We start from the raw sequence: 14,204 nt of genomic DNA, 5'->3' as shown, positions 1-14,204 counted from the left end.
TCGGGGTTTGGCGGGGAAAAATAGGGCAAACGATCAATTTTTCAGCAAACACTGCCCACAACGCTATCCTGCAAGAAACGGCATGCTGAGGCCAAAGAACTCCGCCAAAAGCACGAAGTTCAACCCCAGCACCGCAACGGCCCCAACCCCGGCCAAGAGACGCAGCCCCGGATGGATCACAAACTCGCCCATAATTTCACGGCGCGACACGAAAATGATCAGCGCGATCATCGGCACGGGCAGAGCGATGGAGAGCACGACTTGCGACATCACCAAAGCATCAGTGGCATTCACGCCTGCGGCAACAACGGCAAAGGCCGGAACCATGGTCACCAAACGGCGAATCCAAATCGGCACATGAAAATGCAAGAACCCCTGCATGATCATCTGACCCGCCATGGTGCCGACGACCGAGCTTGAAATGCCCGAGGCAATCAAAGAGGCCAAGAACATGCCCGCCGCAGCCGCACCCAAGAGCGGTGTGAGCGTATGGTAGGCGGTTTCGATTTCGGCCACATCCGAATGACCCAAGTGAAAGGCAGAGGCCGCCATCATCACCATCGCCATATTGACCATGCCCGCCACCGCAAGCGCGACCACGACTTCGGTGTTGGAGAATTTCAAAACCCTGCGCCGCTCGGCGGCATTGCGCACATTGGCACGCGATTGCGTCAGGCCCGAATGCAGGTAAATCGCGTGGGGCATCACAGTGGCCCCGATGATGCCGACCGCAATGGTCAGCGCCGCCGCATCGGGCAATTCCGGCGTGATCATCCCCATGGCCGCCCCGCCCCAATCAATTGGCGCGATGATGATTTCGGCCAGGTAACACAGGCCAATGACGGCTACGAGCGCCCCAATGATCAATTCCATCGGGCGAAAGCCTTTGCCCTCAAAAATCAGGATCGCATAGGTGACGATGGCAGTGATGATCATTCCGACCATCAACGGCAGGTCAAACAGGAGCGCCAGTCCGATGGCACCGCCCAAAAACTCGGCCAAATCGGTCGCCATGGCGGCGACTTCGCTGATCGCCCACATGATCCAAACCACCGGGCGAGGGAAATTGTCCCGTGACAGTTCGGCCAGGTTTTTTCCGGTCACGATGCCCAGCCGCGCTGAGAGTGCCTGAAACAACATCGCGATCAGATTGGCCAAAAGCACAACCCACAACAGCGTATAGCCATAACCCGCACCGGCTTGGATGTTCGTGGCGTAATTGCCGGGGTCCATATAGGCTACCGAGGCGATAATGGCAGGCCCGGCAAACAGCAGGCGCGCACGCCAACCGCCACGGTCCCCGGAGAGAACAGAGGCAATGCCTTGTTTTGTGCGATCTGTGAGGGAGGGCATGAACGCGCCTTACAAATAAATGTCACGCCGATTTATAGCCATCGCTATACTTATTGCAACAGTAAATCTGACCTGAATAGCGACACCCTCTGATATAAGCCCGCGTACCTTTGCCACACAATCTAAATGCTGGTGAAAAAGTCATCCCTAGGCTATACAGAATTCCCAACTGAACAGGAGCGCCGTTATGGCCCCATCACTTTCGACCAATCTTCCGCCAGAACAACAGAGTGCCTCGCAAGCGGATCGCTTCACCCGTGCCCGCGAAGTTCAGGCGGTGGCCCTGTTGGAGGACTATGTCGAAATGATCGGCGATTTGATCGCTGAGCATGGCGAAGCCCGCGTGGCCGATATTGCCGAGCGCATGGGCGTGGCGCAACCCACGGCCACCAAAGCCATCGCCCGGCTGAAACGCGAAGGCTTGGCGACGTCTCGCCCTTATCGCGGGGTGTTTTTGACCGATGACGGCGCGGCCCTGGCGGATCGGGTACGGGCACGGCACCGTACGGTTGTGGCCTTGCTCATTGCCGTGGGTGTGCCTGAAACCACCGCCGAACTTGACGCCGAAGGGATCGAACACCACGTCTCCGAAGGCACTCTGGCAGCGTTTGAGGCGTATCTCGCACAGCAAAATAGGAACAAATAACGCCCAATGGGGTGGGGATATAAGACACATCCATGGCGGCTGCGCGTTGGGTTAAAGCGGCAGGCCGTCTCTTGTGTCAGACCCGAAACCCCATCACGTTGCGACAAATTTCTCGTGTAAAGACAAGCACCGGGTCCTCGGACAAGAAAACCGGCGTGGCAAAATAGACCTTTACGGTCTGCATCTCGTCGAGAATGATCCATTTGACCTTCTCCCCGGCCGCTTCGGCAACCCATTCGGGCACGATGGCATACCCGATCCCGGCCCTGACAAGCTCCATGACGGAGGTCGAGCCAGAGACGGTGGTCATGTTTTGCGGCGCTTTGCCCAGTTTCTTGGTGAGGAAATCAATCCCCCGCGAGCGCAGGGTTTGACCCGGCTCGTAGGTGATAAAATTCTCCTGTTGCAAAGAAGCGAGGTCATTGCTTGAAGCGAAGTCGCGCGCCCAATGTTGCGGATAGACCAAGGCGAGACGGTATTGCCCCAAAAGAACCTGCGAAATACTGGCATCGCCAAAGAACCGTTCACAAACGCAGGCGTCCAGTTCGCCGTTGACCATCATCGACGACAGAACCGTGTCGCGCTCAAAAAAATTCAACTCCATATCGGGATGGGTTTCTTTCACCTGCCTGACAATTTCGGGAAAGAACGCATGAAACAGCGCCTGCGGGACACCAAACCGCATCACCGAATGGACATTTCGCAGCAAAAGCGACAGCCGCGCGAAAATCGTGTCAAGTTCCGCCCCCAATGAAGCGTGAAGCGCGCGCCCCGGAGCCGTCAACACAATCTCGCGCGAGCCTTTTTCGGCCTTCACCAACTGCGTGCCATAAAGCTGCTCAAGCCGTCGGACATGATTGGCGGCGGATTGGTAGGAAATATTGAGTTCACGCGCCGCACCGGAAAAAGACCCGATTTTTGCAACCAAATGAAAGGTCTGCAAAAGCGAAATGTCGATTTTTTGAGTCTGCGCGATACGCGGTTTCTCGGACATGATTTGCTCCCCGGTGAGAGCCTTGCGACCCTAGGCGTTGGTGAAGAGGGCCTTTGAAAAGGCAGAGTTCGAAAGGATCTCAAGTGAAAGATCGCCATGGTGCAACAGACCCTTGCGCGGCGCAAGACCACGCACGAGTATGTCCGCCACCGAACAGACATGATACGCCGAAATATGCGCAAGGGCGGACGTCGGAGTCTGCCGCGACAGTGATGACGGTGAGAACAGCCGCGTCTGTGTCCGTTCCTGCGCACCAACGCAGCAGGTCAGATGCACAATCACCCGATCGTCCTCGATCCGTTCAAGCCCGGTCAAAAGCAGGTTGCGCATAAGATAAAGCCGCTTTGACAGGCCCAGATCATCGAGCAGAAAGGAGATGTAATCGAGGTGCCCATGATAGCGCAGCGTCTTAAACGTCAATCCCTTCAAGCGGCCCTCATAGTGCGAGACCAAAGCATCCAATGTGCCCGAAGTGGTAAAGGCTTCAAAGGTCTCTCCGGAAATGGTTACGGTTTCGAGGTTGTCGAGCGGCGCCAAGCCGACCACCTTACCGTCCGCCAGCGCAGCACAGGGCTGGGTATATTCCGCGATCAACGCCTCAATGTCCCACATATTGCCATAGCCGAGACGATTGGTTTTTTTGGCCGGCAAAACACCGACATAGGCGGTGATCTCTGCCTCTGGACCACTGCGAGTCACAAGATCGTCCACCATGAGTGAAATCAGCCCCGGCGCAAGACCGCAGCCCGGCGCGAAGGGCGTTTCCGCCCCTGCGGCGATCTCAAACACCGCGCGCAATGCTTTTGGGTCTTCGCACAGGTCCAAATACACGCAACCCGCCGCGCGCGCGGCTTTTGCGGTACTGGGCACAACGGAGGGCGGCGCAGCGCATATGACTGCCGCCGCCCCCTTTAGAGCCTGCCCCATCCCGTCTAAATCCGTGCCACTGACCTGTGCGGCATTGAGGCCCTCCGCTTGCAAAAGACGCACACGGTCATAGTCGATGTCCAGCACAAGAGGCGAAAAGGCCCGATCCGCACCAAACACCCGCGCGATGGCGGTGCCGGAGCGCCCGCCGCCGACAATGACGATTTTGCAGGTTTCAGCGGGCGGCATAGAACGGGTCATGCGTGAAATCGCTGAAGAAACTGTTGAAGCCGTTCGGATTGGGGGCTGTGCATCACCTCCTGCGGCGGGCCTTGTTCGGCAATCACACCATTGTCGATAAAAATCACCCGGTCCGCGACATCCGCGGCAAAGGCCATTTCATGCGTGACCAACACCATGGTCATCCCACCTTCGGCCAAATCCCGCACCACCTGCAACACCTCAGACACCAGCTCGGGATCAAGCGCGCTGGTCACCTCGTCAAACAACATCACATCCGGGCGCATCGCCAGAGAGCGCGCAATCGCCACCCGCTGTTTTTGCCCACCGGAGAGTTTACTGGGATAATAGTTTTCCTTATCGGCAAGACCGACCTTGGCCAAAAGCGCGCGCGCATGAGCTTCGGCCTCAACTTGGCTCTCTTTTAAAACAACCCTCGGACCCTTGGTGACATTGTCCAAAACGGTCAAATGGGGAAACAGGTTAAAGTGTTGAAAACACATCCCAACCTTGCGCCGCAATGTGCCCGCTCCAAGCGCTCCCGCCTTGTCCTTAAACTCCGGCAACACATGGCTGCCGCGAAATTGAAACGATCCCGACGTGGGCACTTCCATCATGTTGAGACAGCGGATGAAGGTGGATTTGCCTGATCCCGACGGGCCGATGATGGCAATCACCTCACCCGGCGTGATGTCTAGATCAATGCCTTTGAGCACCTCAAGTTCGCCATAGCTCTTTGTCAACGCGCGCACAGAAAGAATAGAAGGCGTGGTCATAACAGGGTCCTTTTTGCGGTTCAGTCGCTGCGCCGCATACGGCGTTCGAAGTAATCGGCGAATTGGGTGAGCGGGAAAAGCATGGCGAAATACATGATCGCGGCGATCGAATAGCTTTCGAGCGGGCGGTAGGTTTCGCTATTCACGATGTAAGTCATATAGGTCAGTTCCGCGATGGAAATGGCGTATAGGAGCGATGTGTTTTTGACCTGAATAACCGACTGATTGATGAACGCAGGCAGCATCTTTTTGACCGCTTGCGGCATGATGATATGGCGCATCGCCTGGCCGCCAGACATGCCAACCGCCATGGCCGCTTCACGCTGACCTTTGTCGATTGCATTGATGCCGCCCCGAAAAATTTCGCCGTAAAACGACCCGACATAAAGCGAGAGCGTCGCCAGCCCTGCGATCCAGTTCGGTATGCTGATCCCCAGCAACATCGGCAAAGCATAGTAGGCCCACATGATTTGTACGAGCAAAGGCGTGCAGCGAAACACCTCTTGGTAGGTGCGTGCCGCACCGCGCAACAGCCGCCATTTAGACAGTCGGGCAAAGGCGGTCACAAGTCCGATGACGATGCCAAAACCAATCGAGCCGATGGTGTAAAGGAAAGTGGTGAGCAGCCCGTGCCAGAAGAGATCAAAGGACTGAAAGACCGTGTAGAAGTCCCAGTTATACATGGAGGTCCTCGAATATAGGTAAGGTCGACGCGCCAAAAGCGCGCCGAGAGTGAGTGGTGAAGACAGGCTTATCCGCCGATGTCGAACCTTCGGGCAAATCGTCCAGGGTCACATCAAAAGGGGCAAGGCTTTCGACGATCCATGTTTGGTTGTTACCAACACGGCGATTGTAATCGGCCCAGGCGGAAATGAAGGCTTTCCACGTTTCATCTGTGTCGTAATTCAAACCGATCACAGAGGGCGACGACAGGGTGGGTTCTGGGACATAAACGGTGCCAAGCGCCGGGTTCTTTTTGGACATGACAACGGAGTTCAACACCGTGTTGATCATCGCGTCCGCTTTGCCCGTAGTGACCGCAATCACCGCCTCATCACGGGATTTGAACCGAAGAACATTTGCGTTCGGAAGATACTGACGCGCGATATTGTCCTGCGAAGAGCCGAGATCAACCGCGATCGTATAAGCCGGATCGTTCAACTCCGCCCACCCCTTGTCGGCAAGCGCCTCATTCGGGGAGATGATCACGAAGCTGTTGTAATAGGTCGGGTCAGAGAATGAAATCGCCATCGCGCGTTTCGGCAAAGCGGTGAGCGCCAAGGCGAGGTCCACTTTGCCCGATTGCACATCAAGAATCGAGTTGCTCCAGCTGCTTTCAACAACTTCCAGCTCCACACCAAGCGTTTCGGCAATATCACGCGCCATAGACACGGCAAAGCCGCGCCATTCACCGGTGCGCGGGTCTTTCGCAAAATACGGGTCTTCGCTGAGAATCCCCGCCATGCGTAACGTACCTCGCTCGCGGATTTCATCAATCTTACTGTCTTGTGCCTGCGCCGAGCCAATCGACACAGCCGTGGCAAGTGCTGCAAGCGTGCCACCAATAAAAGCCTTGAGCTTCATTCTGATCTCCTTGTTGGACAAGGCAGCTTTTGCGCTGCCACTTCGTTTTGAGAAAACGGCGTTCCCGTGCTTCCTTGCTACAAAGCACCCGTTATCGGGGCCTCAGGCAATACAAGATCATCCTGCAAATATACAAAATAATTTACATGTCATAGACCTTTATCGAGCGCACACAGAATTGTTCCAACTTTTTTTGTATCTTAACCGCATATATTTGCATCGAAATCAGGCCCGGAATTGCCCAACCTTGGATCAAACCAAATTGGAGCAACCTTGGTGCAGCCGACAGACTCATATGACCTCGTGATTGCCGGAGCCGGCATTATCGGCGCCTGCGTGGCATGGCACGCGACCCAACGGGGTCTCCGCGTCGCCGTCATCGACGCAAAAGGCCCGGCGGCCGCAGCCTCAGGCGCGTCGGATGGGGCCGTCTCGGTCGCCTCCAAACGCCCGGGCCTCATGGCCAACCTTGCCGATGCCTCGCTTTGCTATGCGCGAGAGATGGCACAACACAACGGCATTTTAAAAGGCATTTTTCACCCTCGGCCAACGTTTATCTTTGCCCGTTCCGCCCCCGAAAGCGCAGCACTTGATCGGCTGACCCGCATGCTGCACGACCAGTCCCTTTCCGTCACCATCCACCAGGATGGGGCCGCGCAAACCTCGGCCATTTCTGGCCTTGGCAAAGACATCACGCGGGTGATCGAACTGCAAGGTGAGGCGCATATGCTCGGCTACCAAGCCACCCATGCCTATCTTCGCGCTGCCAAATGCGATCTCTTTTGGCCGCGCAGCCTGGAAGCCTATGAGCCGGGTCCCGAGGGTGTGCGGGTTTTCACCTCGGCGGGTGAGATGAATTGCGCACAGCTCGTGATCGCCTCCGGCATTGGCACCATGGGACTCCTCCCAAACGTGCCGATGATCGCGCGCTCCGGTCAGTTGATTGTCTCTGACAGGGGCCCCGCATCTGAACCCAACCTGCCCGGCCCGCTGACCTCTGCCGCGTATCTCCTTGATAAAACGGCAAACGGGCGCGGTGACGCTGGTCTCCCCGTCGTCATCGACCCCCTGCGCACAGGGCAGGTGTTGATCGGCTCAACCCGCGAAGATCATGGGACGGAGCGCCAAACAGACATCGCCACCGTGCGCCGCCTGCTGCACAGCGCCGTCGGCTGTCTGCCACGTCTGGCTGAGCGCCGGATCATTCGGGTCTTTGCGGGCGTGCGCAGCGCGTCTCTCGATGGTTTGCCGATTGTCGGTGCCCTGCCGGAAGAGCCGAATGTGGTCTGCGCCACCGGATTTGAAGGCGATGGGATTTGCCTGTCCGCCCTGATCGGTCGCGAGATCGCCGCACACCTCGCAACCGGGCAATCCAGCCCCGATCTTGCCGCCCTCACCCCCGGACGTTTTTCATCACAAGAGGCGATCCCAGCATGAGCGGCCAAACCATCCTTTGGAACGGCACTCCGATTGCCTTTCTCCCCGGCGATACAATCGCTTCGGCACTGTCGCGGGCCGGGATCACGGAGTTTGGCCTGCGCCAAACCGCGCTGCCCGCCGCGATTTTTTGCGGCATTGGTCAGTGCCAAAATTGCTTGGTCTCGATCGAAGGCATCGGTGTGGCTGAGGCCTGTCTGACCCTCTGCGATGCGGCGCAATCCGTGCGCAGCCTGTCCGATCACCGCCTGACGGAGAGCGCCCATGATTGACACCCGCCCCCTCATCGTCGGTGCAGGCCCCGCCGGGTTGCGTGCCGCCATCACATTGTCCGACGCGGGGCTTCACCCCGTTTTGGTCGACCATGCACCGGGCATCGGTGGGGCCGTTTATGCCAATTTGCGCGCCCAACCAAATCTGACGCCGAAACTGACCCGCGAAGCCCGCATCCTGCGTCAGGATTTCGAGCGCGTTCGTCCGCGTGTTGATCTACGCCTGTCGACCGCCTTCGCCGCCTTTGATCAGACGGGCACAGCCCTACTGACGGGGCAGGCTGGCATGATGTTCAAACCCCGCGCGGTCATTTTCGCCACCGGTGCGCGCGAACGCATTCAGCCCCGCCCCGGTTGGACCCTGGCCGGGGTGAGCAGTGCCGGGGCGCTGCAAATCGCGCTTAAAACCACAGGGACATTGCCTTTGGGGCGTCTTCTGTTGGCTGGCACCGGCCCCCTCCTCTATGCTATCGCAGCTCAAATGGTGGCGGCGGGCCGTGCGCCGGTTGCGGTGATCGAAACCGGGAACCCGCTGCGCCACCCTCTGATGGCTCTGCGTTTGCCCGCCCGCGTTTTGACCGAAGCCACGCGTTACATGGGGCAACTTCTGCTTGCAGGCGTTCCGATTCTTTCGGGGACGGATTTGACCCGGATTGAGACGCGCAACGGGGCGTTGATCGCTCACACCAGCCGTCAGGGTCGCTGGGCCGAAATTGCCGTGGACCACATTGGTTTGCATGACGGGTTGGCACGCAATGACTTTGGCGTCAGCGCCGAAATGACGGGGCAAACGCCCGTGTTTCAGGCCGGAGATTGCCGATCGGTTCTGGGGCGTTGGGCCGCCGAAGAAGATGGCAAACGTGCCGCTGAACAGGTCCTACACGCCTTGAACGCGACGCCAGGTCGGGCGGCGATTGCGCCTGATCAGAGATTTATCAAAACGCAAACCCTGCTCGCCAAACTCTTTGCCCGTGCGCCCGCGCTTGCGGCTCCCGAGTTGCCAGACGACACCGTCATCTGCCGCTGCGAAAACCGCAGTCTGGGTGATCTGAAACAGGCGCTTCAGACAGCCTCAGAGCAAACCCAAACAACGGCCCGCACCCTGCGCCTCACCGAACGGTTTGGCATGGGGCCCTGTCAAGGTCGTCAATGCCTCGATTGGGTCGCAGCCCTCACTCCCGACACCACCAGCTTTGCCGATCTTCGCGGCAATCGCTGGCCCATCAAACCCGTCCGCGTGCGCGACATTCTTGATGCGCCCGATTTCACCGTGGACCCCTCTCACCAGGACCTCAAATGATGAACGTACAATCTCCCTCCATCGCGACCCTTCAAGAGTTTGAAGTGCGCAACCCCTATGACAACAGCCTCGTCGGCAAGGTGCATGCAACCAGCGCCGAAGAGATCCAGACAATCGTCGCCAACGCCACGAAAGCCGCCGACGCCTTTCGGTTTTCCACCCCGCATGAACGCCGCGCCCTGTTGAACAGGATCGCCGATTTGATGGGACAAGATGCGGAAAACCTGGCGCAGACCGTGTCGCAGGAAATGGGCAAAACCATCACCGAAGCGCGCAATGAACTCCGCCGCGCCCAAAACACGCTGCGCCTGTCGGGCGATGCGGCGACGTTTCTGGATGGCGACGTCTTGCACACCGGGATCGTTGCTGGCGGCCCTGATCGTCAGGCCGTGATCACCTATGAGCCGGTCGGCGTCGTTGCCGCGATCACTCCGTTCAATTACCCGGTGAACCTGTTGTGCCACAAGCTCGGCCCGGCGATCGCGGCGGGCAATGCGGTGATCGCCAAACCTTCGCCGAAAGCGCCGCTTGCCGCACAAATGTTGATGGATCTCTGCGACGAGGCGGGTGCGCCGAAAGACCTGATTCAGATCGTCCATGGTGGCGCAGAGGCCGCGACCGCCTTGGCCAAGGCCCCGATTGACCTGTTGAGTTTCACCGGTGGCCCCGGCGCAGGCCTTGCGCTCAAAAACGCCTCTGGCCTTGTGCGGTGTTTGATGGAATTGGGCGGCAACGATCCGCTGTTTGTCCTGCCTGATGGCGATCTTGAGGCGGCGGCGAAAACCGCAGTGGCGCAACGCTATGAGATCGCAGGGCAAAGCTGTGCCGCGGTCAAAAAGCTCTACGTGCATGAGGCGATTGAAGCCGAATTCACCGACCGTCTTTTGGCGCTGGTGGCCAATGTCGGCATGGGCGACCCCTCTGATCCCGCCACCATCATGGGGCCGGTGATTGATGCCGCTTCTGCGATTGAAATCGAAGCTCGGATTGAGGCGGCCGTGGCCGGAGGCGCGCATGTGTTGACCGGTGGGCGGCGTCAGCACACCCATTTCGATCCGGTGGTGATGAGCGGTGTGGACCCGCGCTCCAAACTGATGCGCGAAGAGACCTTTGGTCCGGTAATTTCCATCCGCAGCTTCACCGATTTCTCCGGCGCGATCGGCGAAGTGAACGCGGCGGGATTTGGACTTCAGGCTGGCGTCTACACCAATGATCACGCCGCAATCAAACTGGCCTCGCGTCAGCTCAAAGTCGGCGGCGTCATGATCAACGAAGGTCCCGATTTCCGGGTCGAACATGTGCCGTTTGGCGGGGTGCGCAAATCCGGCCTTGGCCGCGAAGGGGTCCGCATCGCGCTGCGCGAAATGAGCGAAACCAAGGTTGTGATAGATTGAGGCCGCAGATGACACATATTTCGGTTTTTGGTGCGACAGGTAAAGTGGGGCGCGAGGTCTGCGCCCTGCTGACGGAGACAGACCAGGCCACCCTGGCAGAGGCAATATCGGCCTCTGGCACAGACACCACTTTGACATTGGCCGAAGCCGATTTCACAGGCACGGATGTTGTGATTGATTTTTCCACACCGGATGCGGTCATGACACTTTTGGACCATCTGCAAGGCACCTCTTTGCCAGTGATCATTGGCACCACCGGGTTTTCCGCTGCGCAAACCGCGCGCCTTCACGCCGAAGCGGACCACCGCGCCCTCTTGATCGGTGCCAATTTCACCAAAGGATTTGAAGCCTTCGCCGCCGCAGCCCTTGCCCTCAGCAAAGCCTTGCCAGAGGCCGCGATTACGGTGGGGGAGGTCTATAAAGCCGGCAAGAAAATGGCCGCCTCCGGCACCACCAAACGGCTGAGTGCCGAGCTTTCTGAGATCACCGGCAAAGAGATCGATCTCGACATTCAGCGCATCGGGGATACGGCTGGTATCACCACCGTTGTTCTGGATTACAAAATCGCCACGCTGCGCCTTGAACTGAATGTGCGCACCCGCGCCGCCTATGCCGCCGGTGCGGTTGAGGCCGCCCTTTGGCTCGTTGGACGCGCCAATGGCCTCTACGCCCCCAAAGATTTGCTTGCATCCTAATGGAGAATCCCATGTCCGATCTGTCTCGCTTTGACGGTGTTTTCACCGCCCTCATCACCCCTTTCACCCAATCCGGCGATATCGACTGGGTCGCTTTTGACAGGTTGATTGACCGCCAACTCGCCGCTGGCATCACCGGCCTTGTGCCCGTTGGCACCACAGGCGAGGCGGCAACCCTTACCTCCGAGGAAGCCGATGCGCTCATCGCGCATACGGTCAAACACGCCAAGGGCAAAGCCTATGTTTTGGCCGGCACCGGGTCCAATTCCACAGCCAAAACGATAGCCGCGACACAGCGTGCAACCGAGCTTGGCGTCGATGGGGTTTTGGTCGTCACACCTTATTACAACAAGCCCTCACAACAGGGGCTGCTCAACCATTTTTCTGCGGTGGCCGATGCAACCACAGCCGATGTCGTGCTCTATTCTGTGCCCGGCCGGGCGGGCGTTGAGATTGCCCCCGACACCGCTGGTGCCTTGGCCCAGCGTCATCTCAACATCGTTGCAATCAAAGAAGCCGGTGGCGCGCCGTCGCGCGTGACTGATCTGCGCACGGCCGCGCCCGGCCTGGCTATTCACTGTGGCGATGACGGTCTGGCACTGGCGTTTTACGCGCTTGGGTCTTGTGGTCTGACCTCGGTGTTTTCGAACTACGACCCGGAAATCTGTGTTGAGCTGTACAAAGCCTGGCAGGCAGGGGATCGCCTGCGCGCCTTGGACATTCACGAGGCCCTGCGCGACATCGCCGATGCCATGTTTATCGAAAACAGCCCCGCCCCGGTGAAATACGTTCTGTCCAATGCCGGGCTCTATACCGCTTCGGTGCGGATGCCGCTGGCGGAAGTGTCGGCACCATCACGGAGCGTGTTGGATCAACATGTGGTGGACTTCAAAACCCGCCGGGAGGGTCTCGCCCTTTAATCTCGCCCGGAGGACTCCACCCTGGCGGCGTAACCGCCTTGGCCACGCCGGCTGTGTCTTTGGGTTGCCGACCCCGACGCGGACGTGTGCATGGGGCGTGACTTCAGCCTTGCCGCAAAACAGAGCCGTGGGGAGAAGCGGGCGTTTGCGACGTGAGCACAAACGCCCGCCAGTCTTTTGCTTCAGTCGGCCAGAGAGCCTTCTTCGTCACGCCGGGCGTGCATTTTCGATTTCACTTTGCGGCCAATGATCAGCGGCAAAATGAAGCCGACGATAGCGATCAACCAAAGTGTGATCGACAACGGGCTGTCGACCAAGGTCAGCCAATTGCCATTGTCGATGGTGATCGCGCGGCGCAGGTTGTTTTCCATCGCATTGCCCAACAAGGTGCCAAGAATGATCGGCACCAGCGGCACATCGAATTTGCGCAAGATCCAGCCCAACATGCCAAAGCCAACCATGACCAAGAGGTCAAAGGACGAACCCGAAATGCCGTAGATGCCAACGAAAGACACCATGGCAACCACCGGCATCAAGATACGCGGCGGCACCATCAACACGCGGGTGAACAGGCCGACCATCGGAATGTTCATCGCCAAGAGCATGAAGTTGGCGATGAACAGCGCCGCGATCAGGCCCCAGACTACATCCGGGTTTTGCGAAAACAACAGCGGTCCCGGCGTGATGTTGAGCGACAACAGCACCGCCAACAACACCGCCGTAGTGCCTGACCCCGGCACACCCAGCGCCAACATCGGCACAAGCGCGCCCCCCGCGGCGGCATTGTTGCCGGCCTCGGGGGCGGCCACACCGCGCGGATCGCCTTTGCCAAAGGTCTTGCCGTCCTTGTCCACCAACCGTTTCTCAAACGAATAGGCAATAAAGGACCCAAGCGAGGCCCCTGCCCCCGGCAACACCCCCGCCAAGAAGCCCAGGAGCGTGGAACGGATCATTGTCGGCGTGGTTTGTTTGAGCATCGACAAAGGCGGCGTCAGACGCCCGACTTTGATTTTCGATGCCGTGCCTTCTGCGTCACCATGGCGGTGCTCCAAAAAAATGAACACTTCGGAGAGCGCAAACAGGCCGACAATGGCAACGAGGAAATCCAAACCGTCATAGAGGTGCACTTCGCCAAAGGTAAAACGCGGCACGCCGGTTTGGGTGTCAACGCCAATCATTGCAAGGCCAAGACCGAGTGCTGCGGCAAAGGCCGATTTGGCTTGGTTGGTCGAAGACACGCCGCCCAAGGTCATAAAAGCCAAGGCGAACAGTGCGAAATATTCGGCGGGGCCAAACAAGAGCGCGATTTTGACGAGCTGCGGCGCAAGGAAAATCAGGCCCCAAGTGGCAAAAAACGCACCAACAAAAGAGGCAATACCAGAGAGCGACAGCGCCTGCCCTGCCATGCCCTTTTGCGCCATTGGATAGCCGTCGAGACAGGTCATCATCGCCGGTTCATCGCCGGGAATGTTGAGCAGGATGGACGAAATCCGCCCACCATACATCGCACCGTAATAAACCGACGTGAGCAAGATCAACGAGGGCGTGGCCCCAAGACCAAGGGTAAAGGCCAGCGGGATCAAAATCGCCACACCGTTTGACGGACCGAGGCCCGGAAGCGCGCCCATGATGGTGCCAAGGAAACAGCCCAACAGGGCCAAAAGGATGTTCTGCCACGTCAGTGCAATGGCAAAACCGTCCGCGAGAGACATGAAAGTGTCCATGA

Annotated in this window: 14 protein-coding genes; 7 read left to right on the top strand and 7 right to left on the bottom strand. The window is 58.5% G+C overall.

Translation table 11 applies throughout. The features are described from left to right. Positions 1 to 63: 63 nt before the first annotated feature. Positions 64 to 1,353 carry an Nramp family divalent metal transporter gene (locus C8029_RS07615; protein WP_152002642.1) on the bottom strand — a complete coding sequence of 430 codons (1,290 nt, stop codon included), beginning with the start codon at positions 1,351 to 1,353 and terminating at the stop codon, positions 64 to 66. Positions 1,354 to 1,540: 187 nt separating this feature from the next. On the opposite strand from C8029_RS07615, the gene mntR reads away from it, so the two are divergent. After that, on the top strand, positions 1,541 to 1,999 hold the full coding sequence (gene mntR, locus C8029_RS07610; RefSeq protein ID WP_009570044.1) for a manganese-binding transcriptional regulator MntR: 459 nt from the start codon (positions 1,541 to 1,543) through the stop codon (positions 1,997 to 1,999). A 76-nt stretch (positions 2,000 to 2,075) separates the two neighbouring features. Here the strand turns inward: mntR and C8029_RS07605 are convergent, their stop codons facing one another. The 5 genes from C8029_RS07605 to C8029_RS07585 are packed head-to-tail and all read right to left on the bottom strand — an operon-like array spanning position 2,076 to position 6,460. Continuing rightward, positions 2,076 to 2,993, bottom strand: coding sequence for a LysR family transcriptional regulator (locus C8029_RS07605; RefSeq protein ID WP_152002641.1), 918 nt, complete (start codon positions 2,991 to 2,993; stop codon positions 2,076 to 2,078). Between the two features lie 30 nt (positions 2,994 to 3,023). Then, a complete protein-coding gene (locus tag C8029_RS07600; protein WP_152002640.1) occupies positions 3,024 to 4,121 on the bottom strand; it encodes a saccharopine dehydrogenase family protein in 1,098 nt (365 codons plus the stop codon). Continuing rightward, complete coding sequence (locus C8029_RS07595; protein ID WP_286189771.1) at positions 4,118 to 4,876, bottom strand: amino acid ABC transporter ATP-binding protein; 759 nt, start codon at positions 4,874 to 4,876, stop codon at positions 4,118 to 4,120. Before C8029_RS07595 ends, C8029_RS07600 begins: the two co-directional genes overlap by 4 nt. Before the next feature lie 20 nt (positions 4,877 to 4,896). Then, the gene (locus C8029_RS07590; RefSeq protein ID WP_009570048.1) at positions 4,897 to 5,559 is read right to left on the bottom strand and encodes an amino acid ABC transporter permease; all 663 of its coding nucleotides are present in this window, start codon (positions 5,557 to 5,559) and stop codon (positions 4,897 to 4,899) included. Beyond that, positions 5,552 to 6,460, bottom strand: a complete 909-nt coding sequence (locus C8029_RS07585) for a transporter substrate-binding domain-containing protein (protein WP_226946276.1) — start codon at positions 6,458 to 6,460, stop codon at positions 5,552 to 5,554. Before C8029_RS07585 ends, C8029_RS07590 begins: the two co-directional genes overlap by 8 nt. Before the next feature lie 276 nt (positions 6,461 to 6,736). Between C8029_RS07585 and C8029_RS07580 the strand changes: the two genes are divergently transcribed. From C8029_RS07580 to dapA, 6 genes are read left to right on the top strand one after another with little or no spacing between them, the layout of a single operon-like run. Continuing rightward, positions 6,737 to 7,897, top strand: coding sequence for an NAD(P)/FAD-dependent oxidoreductase (locus C8029_RS07580; RefSeq protein WP_193217610.1), 1,161 nt, complete (start codon positions 6,737 to 6,739; stop codon positions 7,895 to 7,897). Beyond that, positions 7,894 to 8,169, top strand: coding sequence for a 2Fe-2S iron-sulfur cluster-binding protein (locus C8029_RS07575; protein WP_152002638.1), 276 nt, complete (start codon positions 7,894 to 7,896; stop codon positions 8,167 to 8,169). The genes C8029_RS07580 and C8029_RS07575 overlap by 4 nt, the downstream gene beginning before the upstream one ends. Beyond that, the gene (locus C8029_RS07570; protein WP_152002637.1) at positions 8,162 to 9,469 is read left to right on the top strand and encodes an FAD-dependent oxidoreductase; all 1,308 of its coding nucleotides are present in this window, start codon (positions 8,162 to 8,164) and stop codon (positions 9,467 to 9,469) included. Before C8029_RS07575 ends, C8029_RS07570 begins: the two co-directional genes overlap by 8 nt. Then, positions 9,469 to 10,863: an aldehyde dehydrogenase family protein gene (locus tag C8029_RS07565; RefSeq protein WP_152002636.1), complete on the top strand. Its 1,395-nt coding sequence runs from the start codon at positions 9,469 to 9,471 to the stop codon at positions 10,861 to 10,863. Before C8029_RS07570 ends, C8029_RS07565 begins: the two co-directional genes overlap by 1 nt. Positions 10,864 to 10,871: 8 nt before the next feature. Next, positions 10,872 to 11,558, top strand: a complete 687-nt coding sequence (locus C8029_RS07560; protein ID WP_152002635.1) for a dihydrodipicolinate reductase C-terminal domain-containing protein — start codon at positions 10,872 to 10,874, stop codon at positions 11,556 to 11,558. An 11-nt stretch (positions 11,559 to 11,569) separates the two neighbouring features. Further along, positions 11,570 to 12,478, top strand: coding sequence for a 4-hydroxy-tetrahydrodipicolinate synthase (dapA, locus tag C8029_RS07555; protein WP_226946275.1), 909 nt, complete (start codon positions 11,570 to 11,572; stop codon positions 12,476 to 12,478). A gap of 182 nt (positions 12,479 to 12,660) precedes the next feature. Here dapA and C8029_RS07550 read toward each other — a convergent pair whose 3' ends face one another. Further along, entirely contained in the window at positions 12,661 to 14,202 is a 1,542-nt protein-coding gene (locus C8029_RS07550; RefSeq protein WP_009570056.1) for a tripartite tricarboxylate transporter permease, read from the bottom strand. Positions 14,203 to 14,204: the final 2 nt, after the last annotated feature.

Source organism: Roseobacter sp. TSBP12 (assembly GCF_009129705.1).
GTDB lineage: Bacteria > Pseudomonadota > Alphaproteobacteria > Rhodobacterales > Rhodobacteraceae > Celeribacter > Celeribacter baekdonensis_A.
Note: the sequence above shows the minus strand (reverse complement) of the source record. Positions and strands in the feature narration are given on the sequence as shown.

What these genes read in the sequence shown, in the direction of transcription:
- C8029_RS07570 (WP_152002637.1), top strand. Translation starts at nt 8,162, where the DNA reads ATGATTGACACCCGCCCCCTCATCGTCGGTGCAGGCCCCGCCGGGTTG.
- C8029_RS07585 (WP_226946276.1), bottom strand. Translation starts at nt 6,460, where the DNA reads ATGAAGCTCAAGGCTTTTATTGGTGGCACGCTTGCAGCACTTGCCACG.
- mntR (WP_009570044.1), top strand. Translation starts at nt 1,541, where the DNA reads ATGGCCCCATCACTTTCGACCAATCTTCCGCCAGAACAACAGAGTGCC.
- C8029_RS07575 (WP_152002638.1), top strand. Translation starts at nt 7,894, where the DNA reads ATGAGCGGCCAAACCATCCTTTGGAACGGCACTCCGATTGCCTTTCTC.
- dapA (WP_226946275.1), top strand. Translation starts at nt 11,570, where the DNA reads ATGTCCGATCTGTCTCGCTTTGACGGTGTTTTCACCGCCCTCATCACC.
- C8029_RS07600 (WP_152002640.1), bottom strand. Translation starts at nt 4,121, where the DNA reads ATGACCCGTTCTATGCCGCCCGCTGAAACCTGCAAAATCGTCATTGTC.
- C8029_RS07550 (WP_009570056.1), bottom strand. Translation starts at nt 14,202, where the DNA reads ATGGACACTTTCATGTCTCTCGCGGACGGTTTTGCCATTGCACTGACG.
- C8029_RS07605 (WP_152002641.1), bottom strand. Translation starts at nt 2,993, where the DNA reads ATGTCCGAGAAACCGCGTATCGCGCAGACTCAAAAAATCGACATTTCG.
- C8029_RS07615 (WP_152002642.1), bottom strand. Translation starts at nt 1,353, where the DNA reads ATGCCCTCCCTCACAGATCGCACAAAACAAGGCATTGCCTCTGTTCTC.
- C8029_RS07595 (WP_286189771.1), bottom strand. Translation starts at nt 4,876, where the DNA reads ATGACCACGCCTTCTATTCTTTCTGTGCGCGCGTTGACAAAGAGCTAT.
- C8029_RS07565 (WP_152002636.1), top strand. Translation starts at nt 9,469, where the DNA reads ATGAACGTACAATCTCCCTCCATCGCGACCCTTCAAGAGTTTGAAGTG.
- C8029_RS07590 (WP_009570048.1), bottom strand. Translation starts at nt 5,559, where the DNA reads ATGTATAACTGGGACTTCTACACGGTCTTTCAGTCCTTTGATCTCTTC.
- C8029_RS07560 (WP_152002635.1), top strand. Translation starts at nt 10,872, where the DNA reads ATGACACATATTTCGGTTTTTGGTGCGACAGGTAAAGTGGGGCGCGAG.